18 protein-coding genes and 1 pseudogene are annotated in these 21,863 nt (G+C 58.0%); 6 read left to right on the forward strand and 13 right to left on the reverse strand.

The features are described from left to right. Positions 1–318 precede the first annotated feature (318 nt). A pseudogene (locus ASD32_RS30635) lies at positions 319–1,112 on the forward strand (DDE-type integrase/transposase/recombinase); the annotation flags it as partial. A gap of 1,148 nt (positions 1,113–2,260) precedes the next feature. On the opposite strand, the gene repC reads toward ASD32_RS30635, so the two are convergent. From repC to ASD32_RS29465, 4 genes are all read right to left on the reverse strand, one after another. Further along, on the reverse strand, positions 2,261–3,472 hold the full coding sequence (gene repC / locus ASD32_RS08050) for a plasmid replication protein RepC (RefSeq protein WP_060637485.1): 1,212 nt from the start codon (positions 3,470–3,472) through the stop codon (positions 2,261–2,263). 153 nt (positions 3,473–3,625) lie between these two features. Further along, positions 3,626–4,651, reverse strand: coding sequence for a plasmid partitioning protein RepB (gene repB, locus ASD32_RS08055; RefSeq protein ID WP_060637486.1), 1,026 nt, complete (start codon positions 4,649–4,651; stop codon positions 3,626–3,628). Further along, complete coding sequence (gene repA / locus ASD32_RS08060) at positions 4,648–5,862, reverse strand: plasmid partitioning protein RepA (RefSeq protein ID WP_060637487.1); 1,215 nt, start codon at positions 5,860–5,862, stop codon at positions 4,648–4,650. The genes repB and repA overlap by 4 nt, the downstream gene beginning before the upstream one ends. Positions 5,863–6,107: 245 nt before the next feature. Beyond that, positions 6,108–6,434: a hypothetical protein gene (locus ASD32_RS29465; protein ID WP_156383098.1), complete on the reverse strand. Its 327-nt coding sequence runs from the start codon at positions 6,432–6,434 to the stop codon at positions 6,108–6,110. A gap of 155 nt (positions 6,435–6,589) precedes the next feature. On the opposite strand from ASD32_RS29465, the gene ASD32_RS08070 reads away from it, so the two are divergent. The 3 genes from ASD32_RS08070 to ASD32_RS08080 all read left to right on the forward strand — a co-directional run bounded on the left by ASD32_RS08070 (position 6,590) and on the right by ASD32_RS08080 (position 9,251). Then, entirely contained in the window at positions 6,590–7,114 is a 525-nt protein-coding gene (locus tag ASD32_RS08070) for a hypothetical protein (RefSeq protein WP_060637489.1), read from the forward strand. A 167-nt stretch (positions 7,115–7,281) separates the two neighbouring features. Next, the gene (locus ASD32_RS08075) at positions 7,282–7,959 is read left to right on the forward strand and encodes an FCD domain-containing protein (RefSeq protein ID WP_060637641.1); all 678 of its coding nucleotides are present in this window, start codon (positions 7,282–7,284) and stop codon (positions 7,957–7,959) included. Further along, positions 7,956–9,251: an MFS transporter gene (locus ASD32_RS08080; protein ID WP_060637490.1), complete on the forward strand. Its 1,296-nt coding sequence runs from the start codon at positions 7,956–7,958 to the stop codon at positions 9,249–9,251. The genes ASD32_RS08075 and ASD32_RS08080 overlap by 4 nt, the downstream gene beginning before the upstream one ends. A 42-nt stretch (positions 9,252–9,293) precedes the next feature. Here ASD32_RS08080 and dhaL (ASD32_RS08085) read toward each other — a convergent pair whose 3' ends face one another. The 9 genes from dhaL (ASD32_RS08085) to ASD32_RS08130 form a co-directional block, all read right to left on the reverse strand. Continuing rightward, complete coding sequence (gene dhaL / locus ASD32_RS08085) at positions 9,294–9,956, reverse strand: dihydroxyacetone kinase subunit DhaL (RefSeq protein WP_060637491.1); 663 nt, start codon at positions 9,954–9,956, stop codon at positions 9,294–9,296. Positions 9,957–10,007: 51 nt separating this feature from the next. Then, complete coding sequence (locus ASD32_RS28915) at positions 10,008–12,101, reverse strand: bifunctional sugar-binding transcriptional regulator/dihydroxyacetone kinase subunit DhaK (RefSeq protein WP_082546692.1); 2,094 nt, start codon at positions 12,099–12,101, stop codon at positions 10,008–10,010. A 180-nt stretch (positions 12,102–12,281) separates the two neighbouring features. Further along, a complete protein-coding gene (gene dhaL / locus ASD32_RS08100; RefSeq protein WP_060637492.1) occupies positions 12,282–12,923 on the reverse strand; it encodes a dihydroxyacetone kinase subunit DhaL in 642 nt (213 codons plus the stop codon). Positions 12,924–12,937: 14 nt separating this feature from the next. Further along, complete coding sequence (locus tag ASD32_RS08105; RefSeq protein WP_060637493.1) at positions 12,938–13,930, reverse strand: dihydroxyacetone kinase subunit DhaK; 993 nt, start codon at positions 13,928–13,930, stop codon at positions 12,938–12,940. 30 nt (positions 13,931–13,960) lie between these two features. Next, a complete protein-coding gene (locus ASD32_RS08110) occupies positions 13,961–14,734 on the reverse strand; it encodes an SDR family oxidoreductase (RefSeq protein ID WP_060637494.1) in 774 nt (257 codons plus the stop codon). 82 nt (positions 14,735–14,816) lie between these two features. Next, positions 14,817–15,806, reverse strand: a complete 990-nt coding sequence (locus ASD32_RS08115; RefSeq protein ID WP_060637495.1) for a substrate-binding domain-containing protein — start codon at positions 15,804–15,806, stop codon at positions 14,817–14,819. Positions 15,807–15,888: 82 nt separating this feature from the next. After that, positions 15,889–16,893: a sugar ABC transporter permease gene (locus tag ASD32_RS08120; RefSeq protein WP_060637496.1), complete on the reverse strand. Its 1,005-nt coding sequence runs from the start codon at positions 16,891–16,893 to the stop codon at positions 15,889–15,891. Positions 16,894–16,966: 73 nt separating this feature from the next. Further along, positions 16,967–18,445, reverse strand: a complete 1,479-nt coding sequence (locus tag ASD32_RS08125) for a sugar ABC transporter ATP-binding protein (protein ID WP_060637497.1) — start codon at positions 18,443–18,445, stop codon at positions 16,967–16,969. A 393-nt stretch (positions 18,446–18,838) separates the two neighbouring features. Next, on the reverse strand, positions 18,839–19,870 hold the full coding sequence (locus ASD32_RS08130) for a proline racemase family protein (RefSeq protein WP_060637498.1): 1,032 nt from the start codon (positions 19,868–19,870) through the stop codon (positions 18,839–18,841). Between the two features lie 196 nt (positions 19,871–20,066). Here ASD32_RS08130 and ASD32_RS08135 point away from each other — a divergent pair, with 196 nt between their 5' ends. Both ASD32_RS08135 and ASD32_RS08140 read left to right on the forward strand, forming a co-directional pair. Further along, complete coding sequence (locus ASD32_RS08135) at positions 20,067–20,771, forward strand: GntR family transcriptional regulator (RefSeq protein WP_060637643.1); 705 nt, start codon at positions 20,067–20,069, stop codon at positions 20,769–20,771. Positions 20,772–20,889: 118 nt separating this feature from the next. Further along, positions 20,890–21,849, forward strand: a complete 960-nt coding sequence (locus ASD32_RS08140; RefSeq protein WP_060637499.1) for a dihydrodipicolinate synthase family protein — start codon at positions 20,890–20,892, stop codon at positions 21,847–21,849. The last annotated feature ends 14 nt before the right edge of the window (positions 21,850–21,863 follow it).

Here is a 21,863-nt window from a genome sequence, read left to right on the forward strand (position 1 = left end):
CGATCGAACCCCCAGCAAAATGTAAATAAGGACAAAATTCATACAAGAATTCAACAATTCAGGCTCTTCATATCGCATTATCCGTGCACTTATGATAAATTAATTATCTTAAACCGCACGGCGTGTCTGCCGAAAAAAACAAACGATAATGTTCTCTCTCTTTACTTTTTATTTGGTGCAGTTCCGCGCTGATATTATGGCGAGGAACTTAGAAATACCATCGCAAAAGAGCCATTTCATCCTGGGTGTAAGCTTTAAAGAGGTTGTCCATTCGGAGTAGATCTTGGAGACTGGAGTTGCCACACCTCAGTTTTCAGGATCGCTCATAATGAACATTCACAAGATGCTCGATTGACGCTTTTGCGTAGCGAAGAAATTACTTTGGCAGTGACCGGTGGCCAGCTCAATTAAGCACAGGCTGCCCGCATCATGGCGTTTCACCGAAGATCGTGCGCGCTGGGCTGCACAGCCAAATACAACGGCGCGACGATATGACGTACCCGTCATTGCGGCTCAACATCAGTCCCCCATGGACAGACGGCGGCTTGGCCGAGCGCATTGCAACTCTTCGCAAGCAGCGCCTGACCGGCAAGCACATTGCCATGGGGACGGGTGTTTTGCCTGCCACCGTCAGACGTGTTTTCAAACGCGCCGGCCTGTCGCGGATGGAGGACCTTGTGTCCATCGAACCGGCCGTGCGTTACGAATATGCCGAACGAGGTGGTCTGATCCATCTCGGCATGAAGCATCTCGGCCGCTTCGAGCGCGTCGGTCACCGCATCACCGGCAACAGGACTGGCCAGAGTAACTCCCCTGGCGTTGGCTGGGAATATGTCCATATCTCAATCGATGATGCCTCACGCATCGCCTTTACCGGCATCTTCCCGAACGAAAAGGCCGAAAGCGCGGTTGCCTTCCTCATGGCGGCCGTTGCCTATTACAACAGCCTCGGCATCACGGTCACACGCGTGATAACCGATAACGGTTCCTGCCACAAAGCCGGGGATTTCGCAAAAGCCTGAAAGAGCCTCGGCCTCAAGCACATCCGCAGCAAACCGTATACACCCAAAACCAACGGCAAGGCCAAGCGTTTCATTCAAAGGGCATTACGGATGACGCATTATCTCCCTTCGCACACTCGAAAGCTTATAGAACATCAGGTTTTTAGCGAAAGGGTAATCAAGAACCACCTCCTAGAGCCCTTAGGGCCGTCACAACCCGCGGCGAAATTGTCATTAACGGTGGGTTATCTACGAAATGCCCCCCGGTCTCAGCATCACCTACGCGGGACTAGCCCTAATCCGCAAATAGTTGTTGGAAGTTTGCCGCGGCAAACTTCTTTTCGCCACCAACCTATTTACTGAAAGCCCGTTTCTTCCAGGTTTGGGTTTACTAGGACGGATCGAGATTCAGGCTCTCAAATTGGCGGTCAGTAAGAAGTGATCAGTTTTGCGATTGGGGTTATGAGTACGATGAAACATTATGAATTGAATACGGCGCAACTGGCTCGGATCGCGCCTCCTTTTCGGGCAAGGTCGAGACGGTGCACCGCACAGCTTCACCCGTTGGTGTCAAGCGTAGGGAGCAAGTATTGACGCGCTGACGGCGGATCGTGACAACCAATATCCCATTCTCGATAATATCATTGTGTGGTCGCATCAATGGTCGATTAACGACAAAAGGATCAAGTGCTGGGGTGTTCTATACGGATCGATCACCAATACCCACGTGCTCGCCGGTACGTCTGGCCGCCCTTTACGAATCTGCATCAGATCAGGACAGTTCAGCGACATCAAATCTGTAGCGGATTTTCCCGAAGATTCATTGGCTGAAAAAGTTCCGACGCCTTGCTCCCCGTTACGACAGACAAAGGCCCACTTCACAGGCCCTATTCACCATGGCCCCAGCCATGATCTGGCTAAGATAAATGTCAATCCGGCCTAGATATGAAGATGGGGAAAACTGTCTCAACTACGCTTTTTTCTAAACGGCCTGGGAGAAAGCTTCAAGCCAGAGTTCAAACATCTTCTCGACGCGCCACCGCCTTTCTTCAGCAATATTTCCGGATATCAGCCGCATATGCTCCTTGCTCAAAAAAGCATTAAATTTGAAAACGTTGTGCGATGGACGCTGAAACGGCCGGTTGTGATATGGTCTTGAATGGGTATTTGTGTCTGCCGAGGTCGGCTATTACTTCGAAACATTTATAGTCCATCATTGGCTAGAGTTTGCCACGGCAAACTCTAGCCAAGCCTTACTATCATCCCAACCGCCTGCCCTCTTCGACCTGGCTTTTTATCAACGCCATAACCATCGGTCCCAGCGAAAACTCGCCTCGTTCTGCTCGCCGGGTCAAATCTCGCAGATATCCACCGGCTGAGTTGATCAAGCTGGCTCGCTCAAGAATAGCGGCCATCGCGACGGCAGCGTTCTCTTGCCCCATTGCCATGCACGCATCTTGATAGGCCGCAGGACTTACCCCCAGAACGGATCGAACCACGACAGCCGCAGATATTAGGTCTCGCCAGTTTCCGATATCTCCACCCGGTCCATAGTCGAGGATCGCAGGGCAGGCCCTCAAGACCAATCCGAGTGGGAAATTCTTCATCGGTTTTGTTTGAAGTGGCACATCACTCGATTTCGACGCCAGATCTGTTCGAACGCTTGGTTCAAATTCAGTAGGATAATTGGTATGTGAATTCTGTATGTGCTGCTCAATATGACTATCATTGCTGCTCAGATTTCCTGATTTTTCGTTGAAAGTCAGTCTCTTGAGAACTTCTTCCTGAAGTCTTTGCATTTTACCTAGCAGGTCTGTGACGGTCTCCAGCGTCGGCGATGCCGGGAATTTTTCGACGAGGGTGATGTACATGGCCTCGATCGCCAGCCAATCGCCGTCAGCACCTTCAGCGAGGGCGGCGCTGATGAGTTTGCGGGTATCGCGGCGGCATATTGTCAGGTTTTCTCTTGCTGCCTTCAACGCGACCCTGTCGGCCATTACCTGTTGGGCTGAAATGGCCAGTTCTTCGGCGCGGGCGAGGAGAGGTGAGAGGTCGAAGCCAAAAGCTTTTTCAATGTTGCCTGAGCTGCCCTTGCGAGCGTAGCGTTTGCCGTTTGCGCTGTCCTTGCGCGCAATCAAACCCGCGTCCACCAGGATGGCAAGGTGACGGCGGAGCGTTGCACCGGCCATCCCATGGGCGCGTAGCGCCAGCTGAATGTTTGATGGGAAGACGATGAGATTGGCGCCTTCGCGCAGCTCGGTCTCCGGATGGAAGCTTAAGAGTGCGTCCAGCACCGCGAGGCTGTTGGACTGTATCCCAAGGATGCTCATTGACGCGGAGGCGTCTCGCAAGATTTTCCATTTGTCTGCTGTCTTGCCCGGCTTGATATCAGCCAATGCCACTTGCTGTCGCACATGCGCAAGCGTCATCGGCCGCCGCCCGAACGGCGTCGTCACACTTCCTAACTGCATTCTCTCTCACCTTTCAGAAGGCAAAAGAAATTCGCTCGCCAAAACGGCGCCAAAACACTTGACTGTGATTCGAGGAAATGCGATTCTCTAGCTGCTTAGACGAGAGAGGCTTCCACGACGGCAACGTTTAGGGGGCCTTTTTCTTTTGCCGGCTTACTCTCCGTTGGTCTGTTGATCTTTTGCGCGGGCTTTGGAGCGATGCTCCTCAAACAGCGCGGTTAAATGTTCAAGCACGAAGGCCGCAAATTCCGGGGCTTTTCGCGTGTCGATGGAAATGTCGAGCTTGGCATTGGCTTTCGTCACCTTTGCCAAAGGCGCACCCGAACTGGTCTTCCAGATAAAAGGATCGGCCTTCTTCGCTTTTGGCTTCAAATAGCTGACCAAGGCCTTGAACCGGTCATCTGAGGGGAGGCGGCGCATATCGTCGGAGGAAACGAATTCCGTCGCTTCTCCGAAGCGATCGTTTTTCTCCAGGAAGTCGGCGAGGTCTGCCCAGCTTCGGCGCCCTACTCCCGGTGCTGCCCCAATCGCGTCGATCAGGTCTCCCGTTAAGCGCGAAACCACGGAAAGCATGATCGACACATCGCCTTTGTGGAGCGACATGGACGACATAATCACTTCTCGCGGAAACTGCGCCTTCAGCCGGTCTGCGAAGCGCGCCTTTTCAATATAGGTCAAATCCTGACGCTGGCTGTTTTCCTGGCCCTGCGCGACGACGAGTTGCTCGTCCGTCAAATCCCTGACGATTGCCTTTACGGACAGGCCGAGTTCCGTCACGGCGCGAAGGCGGCGGTGGCCGAATGCGACCTGGTAACGTCCAGGCAAAGACGGGTGAGGGCGCACGAGGATAGGCACTTGCTGGCCCTGCTCGCGAATAGAGTCCATCAGGCCGTCGATTTCACCCGGCATGCGGTCCTGCAGAAAGGACGGATCGATATCCGCAGGGTTCATGTCCACCACGGACTGACCTTCCGCTAGCCGCCGCTCGATTTCATCGGCACGTCCGAGCCGGTCGTTCTGCTCACGCAAGGCGTTGCCGATATTGGCCGTCAGCTTGGTCGCGGGGTCGCGTTCCTTGCGGGTGACGCCCAGAAGCGGCATGGCGCGGTTTTTTGGCGGGCCATCCTGCGCGACAGTCGGGACGTTTACGGAAACGCCGAGGAGATCCTTCCGGCTCATGCGGTTCTACCCCATGCTTTTTTGATCAGTGATTCAATTTCATCGTTTACAGCGTTCATCGCCTCCAGGGCGCGGTCATAGGTTGACCGCGTGAACTGGCTGCGTTCGACTTCGAACAATGTCTGGTTGGTCAGGCCGGCATCCGAGACGGCTGTTGTCTTCAGCATCGGAAAGTTCAAAACATTCTCGCCGAAGATCGAGCGGAGATAGCCCACCATCTGGTTCTGCGGCCCATCGCTGGGCTCGAAACGAGTGACGAGGTAGCGCATCCAGTTGAAGTTGAAGCGGGCTCCGGCATTTTCGATTTCGCGCAGCAAGTTCGATGTCATGGCCAAAAACTGGTTCATGGACATGACATCCAGCATTTGCGGATGTACAGTCACCAGGATCGATGTAGCGGCTGTGAGCGCCGACAGCGTCAGATAACCCAGCTGCGGCGGGCAATCGATTACGACGACATCGTAATTATCAGCGATATCTTCGATGACCTGGCTGATCCTGCCGTAGAACAGGGTATCGCCTTCCTTGCGCTGCATGAGCGCGCGGGGCGTATCGTGCTCAAACTCCATCAGTTCGAGATTGCCGGGTATGAGGTGGAGGTCGGGAATATAGGTGCCCCGAACCACCTCCTCAATCGGCCGCTGTTCGTCGTCGTAACGGATGGCGCCATAGAGCGTTTCGTTCGGGCCGACATCTGTTTCCGGCTGGCTTCCGAACAAAGCCGAGAGGCTTGCCTGCGGATCGAGATCGATGGCGAGAACGCGATATCCGCGCATGGCCAGATATTGCGCCAAATGGGCTGCCGTCGTGGTTTTTCCGGAGCCGCCCTTGAAGTTCATCACGGAAATGACTTGAAGCTGCTCGTCACTTCGGCGGTGCGGCAGATAGCGGCGGTTGCCGCGGCCGATCTGATCGAGATGCTTGCGAATACCGTGAATGTCTTCGATCGAAAAGATCCGGCGCCCGCCTGGGCTGGTGCTGACATTGAGCTCCAGCATGTCACCGGCAATTTGCCGAAGATAGGATTCGCCCACACCCAGCAGCTTGGCTGTTTCCGATGGCCCGAAGGTTCGGATTCCCTTTTGCGCGGTCGGCGGGAAGACCTTAAGGTGATGTGCCTGAAGCTGCGTAGACAGCGCTTCGGCATGCCGCTCCATCAAGGCTGTCAAGCCTTCGGCTAAAGGGACTGTTTTTTCGGCGGTTTGCGGCATTGCGAAACTCATTTTGTTGCCAGTGGCGATTTTTTGCGGGAAAGCGAACAATTTCCGCCGTTGGCAATAGGCTCCGATTCTGAGTTTTGGGCAAGACCTTTTTGGTTAACGATATCTTAACGTGGCGCAAACTTATCATGAAAAATCAATGACTAGATCGGTAAAAACCAAGCGGAACAAGCAATTGACGAACTCATCAAGCGCAAGAACTGAAAATCGGCGTACCTGAAAAAACGGGCAGGGGATCAATTTTCCGGAACTGTCATCCCGTTGAAGCCCGAGAAAAGGTTGCGCCAGCAGCCATGATCCGAATCGTTGCGGCCATCATCAGACTTTTTACTGTTCAGAATATACAGTTCCGGCTTGCTTTCATCGAGCATCCAGTGAAGCTTTTTCAAACGTGTCAAAAGCTCCCAACCGTCGATCATTTGCTGGGCCGTTTGGTTGGTCTTTTTTGCTTTGTAACCGAAGAACCGCGATGCAACGTTGTCAGGAACGTTGCATCCCTGATCGTGGCAGGGTAAAATAACACGTAGCTCACCAAAAGCCGGGCTGGTAGGATTATCAGTCATTATGGTGAAGCGACTGGCGGTGCGGTTTTCATGGAATTACCGACGATAACCGCCCAATCACGTTTTCCATTCTTCTTCAATGTCCGAGAAAAATCTGTCGCCATTGACAGACGCGTGATAGGCACACGTTTCAAGGACTATGAAGGAGATGCTCCATGGCCGTTGCGCTCTATGCGGACTATATCGCGGACGTGAGGGGTCTGTTCACGCAGTTGGACCGGCATCCCGAATTGTTCCAGACGTTCGAGGTTCGCCTGGAACTGGCGGCAGCCGGCAGCGTCATTGTCTATGAAACAAAGCGCAGAAGGGGCCAGACTGACAGTCTGTACTATGGCCGCTCTGCAGATGGCGCGAACCAGAAGGTTGCTCAATCCTCCGCATTTTCGGCAATGGATCGCTTTTTTGCGCTTGGGCAATTCGTTGCGCTTACCGATCCAGTGGATGGCGCGCATTCTGGCAAAGGCGCGCAGGCGGCGGCGGTAAATGCACGATATCCCCATTGCGCCGTCAATTTCTCCTATCGCAAGAAAGGCGAACCGGTCGCCCGCGCCATGCTGATGGTGTTTGTCGGGTTCAATGATGACGCTGACGCAGACAAATATGTGTCTGAAGCAGGCAATGGTTTTGTGTTGGAGAGTGAGCAGCCTTATCGCGCCGCGCGGCTTCACGAGTGGAAATAGAAAGCGGTATATAGAACGGGTTTCGCCGAGGACTACCGTCGCACTCGCCGACGTCTCATTGAAGAGAACAACGTTATTGGCGCGTCTTTGCAGGCAGTCCTGCCAAATATCTTGCTAATAAGCCCAATAGGTTCTATTCATCAAGTCATCGGATGACTGGATGAATGATGCAAGCTCTCTCGCGAACAAATCTGACTGACACGGCTGTCGAGGCGATGCGGCTGGAGATCAGTTCCGGCCGATGGCCGGTCGGTGGCCAGTTGCCGAACGAGGCGACGTTATCGTCGCTGCTGTCTGTCAGCCGCGGCACCGTGCGCGAGGCCGTCCGCGTTCTCGTTGCCAAAGGGTTTCTGGAGACGAAGCAGGGGTCAGGCACCTATGTCCGTTCCAAGACCGATCCTGTCGAAAGTTTTTCGCGCGCACGGGGTGCTGGGTTGCGCGATCTTCTGGAAGCGCGCTGCGCGCTGGAGGTCGAGGCCGCTCGCATGGCTGCCATCCGCCACGCTCCGGCGGCAATCCCGGCGTTGCGTTCACTGCTTGAGGTTCGCGGCCATAGCAACGAGGGCGACCGCGAGGACTATATCGTCCGGGATCTTGCCTTCCACAAAGCTGTCGTTGCCGCATCCGGCAATCAGGCCATGATCGAAATTTACGAATTCTTTTCCGCCTCCATCCGCGAGACCATCGAAGCCACGCTGTGCGATGAACTCCCCGAACCCGACATGCAGGCGCATGCCGCTATTATCGATGCCATTGCCTCCGGGTCGCCAGATCAGGCCGATGCGGCGACGCGCCGCTTCATGGCTCCGATACTGAGCGCACTCGACAGGATGCTTTTGTCATGACTGCCCAACCAAAACGGGTAAGGCCCCTTCAGGCTATCGATGACCAGCTGATTGATGCCGAGATCGACAGCGTGCCGCAACCGCGCGTCATTGCGCCGCCAAGTACCGCTGCGCGTTTGCTGCTCGGCGTGAGCCTCGTGCTGATCGCATTCAATCTTCGCCCGGTCTTTTCCAGCGCCTCCGCATTGCTTCCGGAAATTGCGCAGACATTCGGTCTTTCGACGGCAGCCATTGGTTTGCTCACCACGCTGCCGGTCGTCTGCCTCGGGGCCTTTTCGCCGCTCGCACCCTGGCTGGCACAAAAAATAGGAACGGAACGGACCCTCCTGGGCGTCCTTGCTTTATTGATGCTCGGAACTGCGCTTCGAAGCCTGAATTCCGTCCCACTTCTCTTTCTCGGAACGGCACTTGCCGGCGCCTGCATCGCCGTTGGCAACGTCCTTTTGCCTGGTCTCGTCAAACGGGATTTCCCTGACAAGGCAGCCCTGATGACCGGATGTTATACGATGGCGCTGTGTGCCGGTGCCGCAGCGGCTGCGGGGTTCACCTTGCCAATCGAACATCTGCTGAATGGCTCGGCACCTGCAGCTTTGGGGGCCTGGGCGCTGCCGGTTTTCCTTGTTCTGCTCTTATGGTTGCCGCAGGCATTTTGGCTCAGCCGCCGCCCGAAACAATCCGGGTTTCGGGTTCAGGCCCTGTTGCGCGATCGGCTTGCCTGGCAGGTGACGCTGTTCATGGGGTTCCAGTCCGCGCTAGCCTATTGCGTGTTCGGCTGGCTCGTGCCGATCCTGCGCGAGCGCGGCCTTTATGGCATCACGGCCGGTGCTGTCGTGTCTGTCTCGGTGATGGTCCAGGCCGGCGCCTGCCTTGTCATCCCGCATATTGCCGTGCGCCGGCCCGATCAGCGCGCCGTCGTCATGATGGTGCTTTCGTCAGCGGTCATCGCTTTGCTTGGCCTGCTTTTCGCGCCGTTATCGACGGTCTGGATCTGGGCCATTCTGCAGGGCATAGGGCAGGGGGGTCTTATCTCAGTTGCGATGACGATCATCGTGTTGCGGTCCCCGGATGCGCATGTCGCGGCGCATCTCTCCGGAATGGCACAATGCGTCGGTTATCTCCTGGCTGCGATCGGGCCGTTGATCGTTGGCCTCCTTCATTCCTGGACAGGCAGTTTCTCTGCAAGCGCCTTCCTGTTTATCCTGCTTGGAATTTCTGCCGGGATCGCCGGCTGGGGTGCAGGGCGCTCAGGACAGGTGAAGGCGCGCACGCTTGAAATCGAGCCGCAGCCTTGATCGAAGAAAGCCACTGTTTGTGAGGACAAACAGGTTTTAGGTTCAGTGATCGTGAGGACGGCTGGCTTCACCATTTGCTCCGGCCAGGACCCGGATGAAAAGCACGGCGGAGGCAGCACCCGGGTCTATGTGACCCAGCGAGCGTTCGCGCACCCTTGCCGCGCGACCCTTGGTGGCGATCATCGAGCGGGTGGCGTCGGCGCCGTTTTCGGCCGAGGTCAAAACATCGTGCCAATAGGCGCTTGCAGTCTTGTTTTCGGACAGAGCATTCCTCGCGGCGTCGGCGGCCGGGAGCCAGGCGTCGAGCATCGTCTTGTCGCCGCGCTGCCCCTTGCCGCGCTCACGAATGCCGGCAGCGATGGCTTCGATCATCTCGGTGCAGGCGGATAGATCCCAGGAGGTGCAACCGGCCAATGCCTTGGCGGCACGCTGGAAACCGGTTGCGTAAAGCGGCCCGGTCGAAGCGCCGACCGCATTCAAGAAGCCACTCGCAGCCGTCGACATCACGTCCGAGAGGCTTGCCCGGTCGAGATCGAGCTTGGACAATTCGGCATTGATGGCGCGAAAGCCGATTGACATGGTAATCCCGTGATCGCCGTCGCCAATGGCGCCGTCAAGTTCCGAGAGATGATCCTTTTCGGCCTCGATGACCTGCGACATCGTCTGGAACATTTTGACCATGCTGCGTGCCGCATTCTCCGACATGATATTCCTCCCAATGCCTTGCCAGCCTGCGGTCCTGTCGAACCGCTGATTTCATGCTTGATTGATATTCAGGACTGCGGTTTCGCAGGGATGATTCAACAGTTCGGTGAGCTGTTCGTCGAGATGCAGGATAGAGATCGATGCGCCGGCCATGTCGAGCGAGGTGCAATAGTACCCGATCCAGTTGGCCTCGATGACGACATTCTTGGCCGCCAACCTCTGCGCGACACGCCGGAACAGGATATAGAGCTCCATCAGAGGCGTTGCCCCGAACGAGTTGACGAGAACGGCCACCCGGTCGCCCGGCTGCGTCTTCATCTCCTTGAAGATATTGTCCATGATCGTGTCGACCACTTCATCGGCGGTACGGATGCGCTCGCGCGAGACGCCGGGTTCGCCATGGATGCCCATGCCGACTTCCATATCCTCCGGGCCAATCTCGAAATTGTGCCTGCGCGTCTGGGGCATGGAGCAGGGTTCAAGGGCAACGCCGACCGTGAAGGTGCGGGCATTGGCCTTGCGCGTGATGGCCTCGCAGGCATCCAGGGTCAGTCCTTGGTCACAGGCGGCACCGGCCACCTTGAAGATGAAGAAATTTCCAGCAACGCCGCGGCGGCCATCCTTGTCTTCCAGAGGGGATGAGGCGATGTCGTCGGTGGTCAGCACCGTGCGGATCTCTATCCCCTGTTCCTCTGCAATTTCAGCGGCCATTTCGAAATTCATCACGTCGCCGGCGTAATTTCCGTAGACAAACAACACGCCTTCGCCACCGGAGGCGGCGACTGCGCATTGAACGATGGGATCAGGCGGCGGGGACGAAAAGATGTTGCCGATGGCGACAGCGTCGGCCAAGCCCTTGCCGACATAGCCGATGAAGCATGGCTCGTGGCCGGTGCCGCCACCGATGACCAAGCCAACCTTGCCCTTGCGCGGTCCGTCACGTGCCACCAGCGCCCGGTGCGAACCTTTGACCGGTTGCAGATATTTGTCATGGGCTTTGATCACGCCGTCGAGCATCTCCTCCACGACATCATTTGGGTTGTTGAGGAATTTCTTGACATGGGTTCGATAGCTGCTGGGGGTGGAAACCGGCTTCTGCCGCTGCGACAGGCGGCTATCGAGGCTGGTGACGCCATCGGCCCGGAGAATGCCGCTACCGGTGGCAGCGTCCGTAATCAGAACGTTGGCATAGCCTCCGCGCAGCGCTGCGAGCAGGGCAGGCACCTTGTCAAAACCGCCGGCGACAGCGATCCGCGTGCCGATCCCGCGCAGCATATCCAGCGATATGCCGATGGTCCGGTCATCAAGCGGCCCCGTGACCGGCTTGCCGCGTTCGTCGATGAACCGTCCGGCAACGACGCCCGCCGCACCTTTTGCCAGATAATGCTGCAGAGGGACGGACTCAAAAAAGCCGCTGGTGTGGATCGTGGAGTTTGGCCTGAGCGACGAGATGCCGAAAATGATCCGGTTTGCGCGCGACAGGGTCGCGAATTGTTCCTTGAGCAGAGGCTCATCCAGAAGCATGCGCTGCATCTGCGCTGATGCGACAATGGCAGGTGCGGTGATGTTGACGCAACGCGCCGAGATCGATTTCGCGACCGCCGATGCCGTCAGTTCCGGCGTATAGGCAAAGGATGCCGTGGTGCCACCGGTCGCCTGAATAACGGTCATGTCCTGCAACGCGCCGATATCCGTATGTTCGCCGACCGACAGGATCGTCCGGCCCCAGGCGACGGCAAGCGTGTCGCCCGATTTCAGAAGCTTTTGCAATGCGTGGGCACCGGCAACGCCAAGCCGGTTGATCAGCGGCCGGGCATTGTCATCGCTCGGGACGACCAGGCAGTCCGCAAGGCCGAAGTGGCGCTTGAGTTCCTGCGCAATCGTCAGGGACGCCAGCCGCGCCGGCTCCAGTGAAATATTGACGATCCCCTTTTCGCGCGCATCGGCGAGATAGCTGTTGACGGTGGCGCGGGACACACCCATCGCATCGGCGATTTCGCCCTGCGTCATGCCGTCCTCATAGTAGAGCCAGCAGGCCCAGACATAAGGGTCGTCGCCATAGCGCAATGGCATGGCGTCGAGGCTTTCGGTCGTGCCAATCCTGTTTGCGCCGCCCTTTCGGGGTGAAAGTGCCTTGGGTGTCATGAAATTGCGATGTTCCCTCATTCGCTCCAGCGCCGCGCGTCCTGTTTGAGGCACTCAGGCTGCTGCAACAGTGCAGGCCGGGAAGATGGAAGCAATGCCGGTGGTTTGCAACAGCAATCGCAAAACTGCGGTTGCGCGGCCACAGCGTTTGTCGCCATGGCGGTTCTATCCATCGAAGACTTACTGCAAGCGCTCGCGGGCGCCGAGCGAGAGTTCCTTCAAGATGATGGCGCAGGATGTTGCGCCGGCATCGAGAACGCCGAGCGAGCGTTCGCCAAGGCGGCTGGCCCGGCCGATTTTTGCAACGAGATTGATGGTGGAATCGCGGCCTGCTTCTGCAGCGCTGACAAGCGCGGCGAGCGCATCGGCGAAAGACTGCCCCTCTCTTGTCGCGGCATCAAAAGCCTCGATCGCCGGCACAAGCGTGTCGATCAGCGTCTTGTCGCCAACCTTTGCCTCGCCGATTGACTGGATGCCTTCAAGTCCTGAATGCAGCATCCGGCTGTAGGCCTCGGCATCGATCGCCTCGGTGGTTTCGATCTTTTCGGCAAATTCGGTAAACATGACGCCGTAGAGCGGCCCCATCGATCCGCCGATTTCCGTCATCAGCAGCGTTCCCAGCGTGTCGAGCGCTTCGGCCAGCGATGCGTCCTTGCCCTTCAGCCGCTCGGCCGTCATGGCAAAACCCTTGGCCATGTTGACGCCGTGGTCGCCATCGCCGATCTTGCCGTCGATTTCGCTGAGATAAGCGCGATTTTCGATGATCCGCTCAGCGAGCGAGAGAACGATTGCGCCGCCGCCCGCATTTGGAAATGTCTGCATGATGCAATCCCCCGTCAAATTATGATGGCGCAGTGCGCCTCGGTATCGATGAGCGTCTTCAACTCGTCGTCGAGCGCCATCACCGTCAACGTCGCGCCGACCATTTCGAGCGATGTGAAATAGTTGCCGATATAGGTCTTGTGGATGTTCAGACCCCGAGCGGCGATCTCCTGCTCGATCGTATCGTAAAGAATGTAAAGCTCGTTGAGCGGCGTGGCGCCGAGGCCCGAAACCAAGACGACGACTTCCGTTTCGGAGGCAAGGTTGTGGTCATCGAGAACGATCTTGCACATATCCTTGGCGACCGCCTCTGCGGTCTTCAAGGGTTCGACACGGACGCCGGGTTCGCCATGGTGGCCGATGCCCACCTCCATCGTGCCCGGCGCGATCTGGAAATTCGGATGTCCGACCGCTGGGAGCGTGCACGGACCCAGGCCGACGCCGATCGAGCGGCAATTGTCGATGGCCTTCTGTGCGGTCGCCCGCACCTCTTCAAGACTTGCGCCGCCGGCTGCTTTTGCACCGCCGACCTTCCACATCAGGATTTCGCCTGCGACGCCGCGGCGCTTATGGCGTTCTTCCGGCGGTGCGGAGCAGACATCGTCATTGGCAACGACAGTGGCAATCTCGATACCGTCCTTGGCCGCCAGTCTGGTGGCCATTTTGACGTTCATATTGTCGCCGGCGTAGTTGCCGTACAGGCAGACTACGCCCTTGCCACCATCGGCCTCGCGCATGGCGTCGTAAAAGCTCTTGGCCGTCGGTGATGAAAACAGCTCGCCTACCGCAACAGCATCGAGCATGTTACGGCCGGTATAGCCGATGAAAGCCGGCTCATGGCCGGATCCGCCACCGGTGACAACGCCGACCTTGCCCGGCACCGGCGCATGGCGCGACACGATCACCCGCGGATTGTCGGCGAGGCGCACGAGATCGGAATGGGCCTTGACGAAACCCTTGACGGTATCTTCGACCACTTCGTCCGGATTGTTGATAAATCTTTGCATGGTAGCTCCTGTCTTATGGTCGTCCTTGCGTCAAAGGATCGTGTAACCGCCGTCGATCAAAAGATCGGCTCCATTGATCATGTCGGCTCCGGCCGAAACCAGGAAAACGGCGGCGGCGGCGATTTCTTCCGGATAGGCAAAACGGCCGGTGGGGATGCGCTTGCGGGCAGCTTCGCCCTTTTCGCCGGCCCATGCCTTCTTGCCGAGTTCGGTCAGGACGATGGTCGGCGACAGCGTGTTGACGGTAATGCCGTGTTTGCCCCATTCGGCCGCAAAGGTCTTCGACAGGCCGATGACGCCGAACTTGGCGGCGCAATAGGCGACATGCTCTTCGATGGCCACGGTGCCGGCCTGCGATGCGAGATTGACGATCTTTCCACCCTTGCCGGCGGCAATCATGGCGCGGCCAACAGCCTGCGTTACGAGAAAGGTGCCCTTGAGGTTGATGTCGATGGTCTTGTCCCAGTGATCCAGCGAGAGATCCTCGGCCGGGGCGAGAAAGACGACGCCGGCACTGTTGACCGCAATGTCGATACTGCCGAACGCGGCCAGCACATCGGCGACCGCCGCATGTACCGAAGCCGGATCGGCGACATTGCAAACGAACGGTTGTGCCCCGCCGCCAAGGCGCGCCGCCTGCGCGGCTGCGGCATCCGCATTGATGTCGAGCACGGCAACCCTTGCGCCCTTTGAGGCGAAGGCGGCGGTTACGGCGGCACCGATGCCGGATGCGCCACCGGTGACCAGCGCCACCTTGCCGGTCAAGGGAAAGTTCAGGTCGATCTGCGGGACAGTGTCGGTCATATCATCAAACCTCGATTGTGAAATGGGCGGGGCGGCCACCCTGGATAAACTGTCAAACGGAACGGCCGCCCTGCTGTATCTCTTACTTCCGTGCTTCCAGAAGCTTGTCGACATTCTCACTGGTTACCGGCGTCCACGGAACATTGTATTCCTTTTCCTTGCCGTCCTTGAACGGCATGTCAGGATACTGTGTCCAGATGGACGATTCCGGCTTGTAGTCGCCTTTCTTTGCATGGAAGATCGCAAGGTCGAGCGCGCCTTGCGCCTGGGCGCTGGCATCCTGCAGGATCGACGTCATCGTGCCGTTCTTGACGGCGGTCAGAGCGTCCGTGATGCCGTCAATGCCGGCGATGGCGAAATCCTCGGTCTTCAGGCCTGCCGACTTGATCGCCTCGATCGCGCCGAGCGCCATCTCGTCGTTCTGGCCGATGACGCCATTGATCTGGCCGGAATGCGATGTCAGCCAGTTTTCCATCAGGGTCTGGGCTTCTGCGCGTGACCAGTTTGCCGTCTGGTCCTCAAGGATTTTCACATCCGGGCATTCGGCCAGCGCCTTCTTGTTGCCCTCAAGGCGGGAAATCTGCGCGGACTGGCCGATCGGTCCTTCGAGGATGACAACATTGCCCTTGCAACCGATTTTATCGAGCACGGTTTTGGCTTCCATGTAGCCGGAGATCGTGTCGTCCGAGCCGACATAGGAGGTCAAGAGGTCCGAGTTGACGCGGGTGTTCGAGCCGACGACAGGAATGCCCGCGTCATGGGCTGCCTGAACGGCGGTAGCGCCGGCCTCGATGTCGATCGGGACGAAGATGATCGCGTCAAATTTCTGGGTGATCATCGTATTGAACTGTTCCTGCTGGACCAGGGCGTCGTAGCGGCCGTCAAAGACGGTGAGTTCGATCTCGCCGCTCTTGACGGCCGGGTGCTGTTCGAGCGCTGCCGACCAGATCTGCATGAACTCGGCATTGAGACCGTAGGGAGCCGCGCCGATCTTCAGTTTCTTGTCCTGGGCAGCAGCGGGCGACACCAGGATGGCTGTCGTTGCGGCAAGTGCAATAAGCAGTTTCTTCATTTCTTTCTCCTCCGTTGAGCATTCCGGCAGCCATCATGGCGCGCCGTTTCGATGACGGGTGCGGGCACCCGAAAGGCTTGGTTTACAGACCGTGATTGCGTTTCTGATCGAGCATGACGGCGCCGACGATCAGCGCGCCCTTCAAAACCTGCTGGTAATAGGACTGGATACCCATGAGATCGAGGCCGTTGTTCATCACGCCGATGATCAGCGCGCCGATGAGCGTACCGGTGACGCGGCCGACACCGCCCGAAAGACTGGTTCCTCCGATCACGACGGCGGCAATCGCATCCAGTTCATAGGCGATGCCGGCCTGTGGCAGAGCGGACCCCGTGCGGGCGGAAAGCATCATGCCGGCGAGGCCAGACAGGCTGCCCGAGATCATGTAGACCGAGAACTTCATGCGGGTCACGTTGATGCCGGAGGTCTTGGCCGCATGCGGGTTGCCGCCGACCGCATAGATATAGCGGCCATAGCGCGTACGGGTGAGAACCCACCAGGAGATCGCAAAGACGATGGCGAGCAGGATCACCGGCATTGGAATGCCCAGGATATTGCCGGTGCCGAGCCAGCGGAATTCGGACGTCAGCGCCGGAACGGGTTTGCCGCCGCCATAGATCAGCGTCATGCCGCGCGCCGCAGACAGCATGCCGAGCGTTGCGACGAAAGCCGGAACGGCAAAGCGCGAGACGATCAGGCCGACAAGGGCGCCGCAGGCAAGCCCGACAAGGATGCCGATCGTCAGAGCGACATAGAAGGGATAGGGGCCGCCGGCAATGCCGGCCGTCGCCGATGTCGTTGCGAAGCTGGCACTGACGATACCGGCGAGCGCCACGACCGAGCCGACCGAAAGGTCGATGCCGCGCGTCAGGATCACGAAGGTCATGCCGATCGCCAGGACACCATTGATCGAGGTCTGCAAGAGCACGTTGGAAATATTGCCCGGCGTCAGGAAATATTCGTTCGACAGCGAAAGAATGACGGCGAGCAGCAGGAAGGCGAGGAAGATGCCGTATTCCTGAATGATCAGGCGGCGCCTGTCGGAATTAAGCCAGCTATTGGCCGGTTTGTTGTCGATGCTGGACACGTTTGTACCTCTTTCGAATGCCGGACGGAAGCGTCGAGACGATTGTGCGAACCATCAGCTGATGAACGGCCTGTCAGGTGGACAGGTGCACAAGCGACTGGCCGTCCGTCTCCTCCCGGGCGTAGATCCCCACAGAACGGCCGCCACGCATCACCAGGATGCGGTCGGACATGCCGAGAACTTCATCAATTTCCGACGAGATCATCACCACCGTGCCGCCCGCGGCCGCAAAGTCGCAGATGATCCGGTAGATTTCGCGCTTGGCGCCGACATCGACGCCGCGTGTGGGTTCGTCCAAAAGCAGAACCTTGGGCTTGCGCAAAAACCATTTGCCCAGCACCACCTTCTGCTGATTGCCGCCGGAAAGACCGGAGACCGGCATGGTGTCGCGCGCAGCCTTGATCCCGAAATGCGCAATCATCTCGCGGCTGGCCGCCTGTTCCTCACGCTTGCGCATGGTGAAAGCCGGGCTCATTTCCGGCAGGCTGGCAAGGCAGATATTGTTGCGCACACTGTCGGAGAGATTGAGCCCGGTGACCTTGCGATCTTCCGTCACAAAGGCGATGCCCTGTTTCATCGCGTTGGCCGGTGTCGATACCGAAATGAGCTGACCATCCAGATGCACGTCGCCCTTGGACGACGTGTCGAGACCGAAGAGACAATTGAATATTTCCGTCCGCCCCGATCCCATCAGGCCGTAAATGCCGAAAATCTCGCCCTTGCGGACGGAAAAAGAAATGTCCTCGATCTTGCCGGGCGCCGAAAGTCCTTCAACCGCAAACCCAGTCACATCAGTCGGTTCGTTGGTCTTGATATATTCCTCGCCCAGTTCGCGGCCGACGATCAGGCGGATCAGTCCCCGCCGGTCGATATCGGCAAGCGCGCCACTTCCGACATGCGAACCATCGCGAAACACCGTGTAGCTGTCAGCGATCTGGAATATTTCCGACAGGCGATGCGAAACATAGACGACGCCCTTGCGCTCGGCCTTAAGCCGCGCGATCGCGGAAAACAGCTGTTGAGCTTCTTTCTCGCCAATCGCCGATGTCGGCTCGTCCATGAAGATCACTTCGGCATCGTGGCTAAGCGCCTTGGCGATCTCTACCAGCTGCATCTGCGCCACGGACAGGTTCATCATGTATTGATTGGCGCGGATATGAAATTCCAGCCGGTCGAGCAGCGCCTGTGCGTTCCGGTTCATCGTCTTGAAATCGATACCGCCGAAACGGGCCGAAGGCTCGCGGCCGAGATAGATGTTTTCCGCCACGGTCATATGTGGAACCGGGCTCAATTCCTGCTCGATGATGGCAATGCCGGAGGCAAGCGCCTCGGCCGGGCTGTTGAACTCCACCTGCACACCGCGCCGCCAGATCTTGCCGCCGTCGCGCTTGTGAATACCCATCAGGATGGAAAGAAACGTCGATTTGCCGGCACCGTTGCCGCCGCAGAGCGCATGCACCGAGCCGCTTTCAAGCTCGAAGCTGCCGTCGCGAAGTGCTGCGACGCCGCCGAACGACTTCGTAAGCCCTTCCACTTTCAAAAGCGGCTGCATGGCGTTCCTCCCGAACCCTTGGCAGCGCTCCTCCCTGCCAATTTGACAAATATCAGCCAGCAATCGACATATGTCAACTATGATAATTGACATATTCTGCGATGGCCTGACGTTTGTAGGCTTTGGCTACGCCGCAGGTTCGAAGGCACGCTTTCGCGATCCCCGCGCCTACACCGTGGTCCGGGTCGATAATCGATAAGTTGAATTCGAGATGATTGGTTTTGCGGCCTTCGTGCCGTCCCGCACAAGGCCGTGACGCGATCTTGGCGGGAATTGCGCAAGCACCAGCACACCCGGATTTCCGAGTGTGCCGGTGCTTGAAAACTCAAAGCGCTTCGCGATTTTTCCGGGCTGTGTGAAGCGCTTCAGGGTCCTTGATTTATGGGACAGGCGTTATTGCTTGCGCGGCCACGTATCCGCCAGACGGTATCCTGATGGCCAGGGATCAGTGGGGTCAAGCATGACCTGATGGGTGCCGGTCACCCAGGCGCGGCCGGAGATTTCAGGGATGATGGCGGCTTGTCCGCCGACGGTCGTTTCAGCGACAATCTGGCAATCGAAATGCGAGCCGATGATCGATTCGCCGCGAAATTTCTGTCCGAGTTTGATCTGGCCACGGGCGTGCAGCACGGCCAAGCGCGCCGAACAACCGGTTCCCGTTGGTGAACGGTCAAGCTTGGCCGGCTGGATCACCACCGTGTTTCTCCCATGCAGAATGCCCTCGCGTTCTTCGACCGGCAGAGTTAGCTGGCAAAAAGAGATATGGCTCCATTCCGGGTTTTCCGGATGGGAGAAGCCGAGCTGTTCGTTGGCGGCGCGGGTGATGCGGATACCGGTCTCGGCAAGTTCGCGGGCCTCGTCCGGCGTGACCGAAAAGCCGAGCGAACGGGCGTCCGCAATGACGAAGCTGTCGCCTCCATAGGCCGTATCGACAGTCAGCGTGCCCAACCCCTCCACCTCCAGTTTGGCATCGAGCCTTGCGGCGAAGGAGGGGACGTTGGTGACGGTGATGCGTTCCGCCTTGCCGTTGCGGCAAAGTGCTACAACATCGACCAGGCCGCCCGGCGCTTCCAGCACCATCCTGGTTTCCGGCTCCTGCATCGGCACGATGCCGGTATCGAGCAGAACGGTCGATACGCAGATCGAATTGGACCCCGACATGGGGGGCGTGTCTTCCGGCTCCATGATGATGAAGCCCATGGTCGCGCGCGGATCCTTGGGCGGCACCAGAAGGTTGATATGGCGGAACACGCCGCCGCGGGGTTCGTTGAGGACGAAATTGCGCAGCGTCTGATCCTCGGCGATGAACCGACGCTGTTCCCACAACGTCTTGCCGGGAGGCGGTGCGACACCGCCCACGATCACGTCGCCCACTTCGCCTTCGGCGTGGCATGAAACGATGTGGATTACCTTGCTGCTGCGCATAGTCCTCTCCTTATGGGTACACAGATTTGCCCGGCGACTGCGCCGAATATCAGCTGGCGGCAGGCTAGGGTGCCAACCTGATACTCAAAAGCGCAACGTCACCAAGATTATTACCGGCTTTTATCCGCCAAGCTGCGGAAGTGGTTGATCCCGTTGGCAGGTAAAAGTATTCCTTTTGTCGACAAAGGATTATGACATGACAGATATCGACACCAGCCCCATTCCCGAACGAAAGCGCGGCTCCGGCGTCAAGATGGTTTACGACCTCTTGCGCGACGAGATTCTCGACCTTGTTTTGCCGCCTGGCAGCCCGATCGACGAGGTACAACTCGCCGAACGCTTCAAGATGTCGCGCACGCCCATTCGCGAAGCGCTTGTGCGGCTGGCGGGCGAGGGACTGATCGATACATTGCCCAATCGTTCGACGATGGTGGCGAATATCGACTTTCTCAATATGCACACATTCTTCGATGCGCTTGTGTTGATGTACCGCGTTACCACCAAGCTGGCTGCGCAATATCACCGGCCGGAAGACCTGAAGGTTATTCGCGCTCATCAGGCCGAATTTGCAGCCGCCGTTCAGGCGCAGGATGCGCTGGCGATGATCGCCACCAATGCGGCCTTCCATTCCGCCATCGCCGAAGCCGGCCGCAATCCCTACTTCACTGGCCTATTCAACCGCCTGCTGGATGAGGGACGGCGCATGCTCCGGCTTTACTACCAGTCGTATGACGACCGGCTGCCGCAGCGCTTCGTCGAAGAGCACGACGATATCATTGCCGTCATCGCCAACCGCGACGTCGAAGAGGCCGACCGGCTGGCCAGGTTGCACGCGGAGCAGATCGTGCATCAGATCCAGAAATTGTTCGCCCGTGAAGACAGGCTCGACATGGCCCTGTGACGATGAAATTCTTGTCGACAAATAATATACAACGTGCAATATGGCTCCAGAGGCAGGATTGGGCAGCAAAGGTGCGCGCCGTTCTCTGCCTGTCCGGCAAGGTCAAAAGGAGTTTGTTATGACGGCCAAAATCTTTTCAGGCGTGATCCCCGCGCTGATGACCCCTTGCAAAGAAGACCGCACTCCGGACTTCGACGCCCTCGTGCGCAAGGGACAAGAGTTGATTGCCCAGGGAATGTCGGCCGTTGTCTATTGCGGCTCGATGGGTGACTGGCCGCTTCTGACCGATGCGCAGCGCATGGAAGGCGTCGAGCGCCTGGTCAAGGCCGGCGTGCCCGTGATCGTCGGCACCGGTGCCGTCAACAGCGCGGTGGCTGTCGAACATGCAGCCCATGCGCAGGCCGTTGGCGCGCAGGGCCTGATGGTTATTCCGCGGGTTCTGTCGCGCGGCTCTTCCGTCGTCGCTCAGAAAGCCCATTTCAAGGCGATCCTCGCTGCAGCGCCGGATCTTCCGGCCGTCATCTACAACAGCCCGTATTATGGTTTCGCCACCCGCGCCGACTTGTTCTTCGCGCTGCGCGCCGAACACAAAAACCTTGTCGGTTTCAAGGAATTCGGCGGCCCTGCCGATATGCGCTATGCGGCCGAGCACATCACCAGCCAGGACGGCGTTTCGCTGATGATTGGCGTTGATACCGCCGTTTTCCACGGCTTCGTCAATTGCGGTGCGACCGGCGCCATCACCGGTATCGGCAATGTTCTGCCCAAGGAAGTCATCCATCTGTGCAACCTGTCGCAGGCTGCCGCCGAAGGTGACGCGGATGCGCGCCTTCGCGCGCTGGAACTGGAACAGGCGCTTGCCGTCCTGTCTTCCTTCGATGAAGGCCCAGACCTGGTCCTCTACTTCAAGCACATGATGGTGATGAACGGCGACAAGGAATATGCGCTCCACTTCAACGCATCCGACGCGCTGACCGACAGCCAGCGGGGCTATGTCGAAGCGCAGTTCAAGCTCTTCAATGGCTGGTATGCCGAATGGAGCAAGCTGGAAGGCGCTGTCCAGACGTACAAGGGCTGAGCTTTAGCTCTCCT

Source organism: Rhizobium sp. Root483D2, from assembly GCF_001426685.1.
GTDB classification, from domain to species: domain Bacteria; phylum Pseudomonadota; class Alphaproteobacteria; order Rhizobiales; family Rhizobiaceae; genus Pararhizobium; species Pararhizobium qamdonense.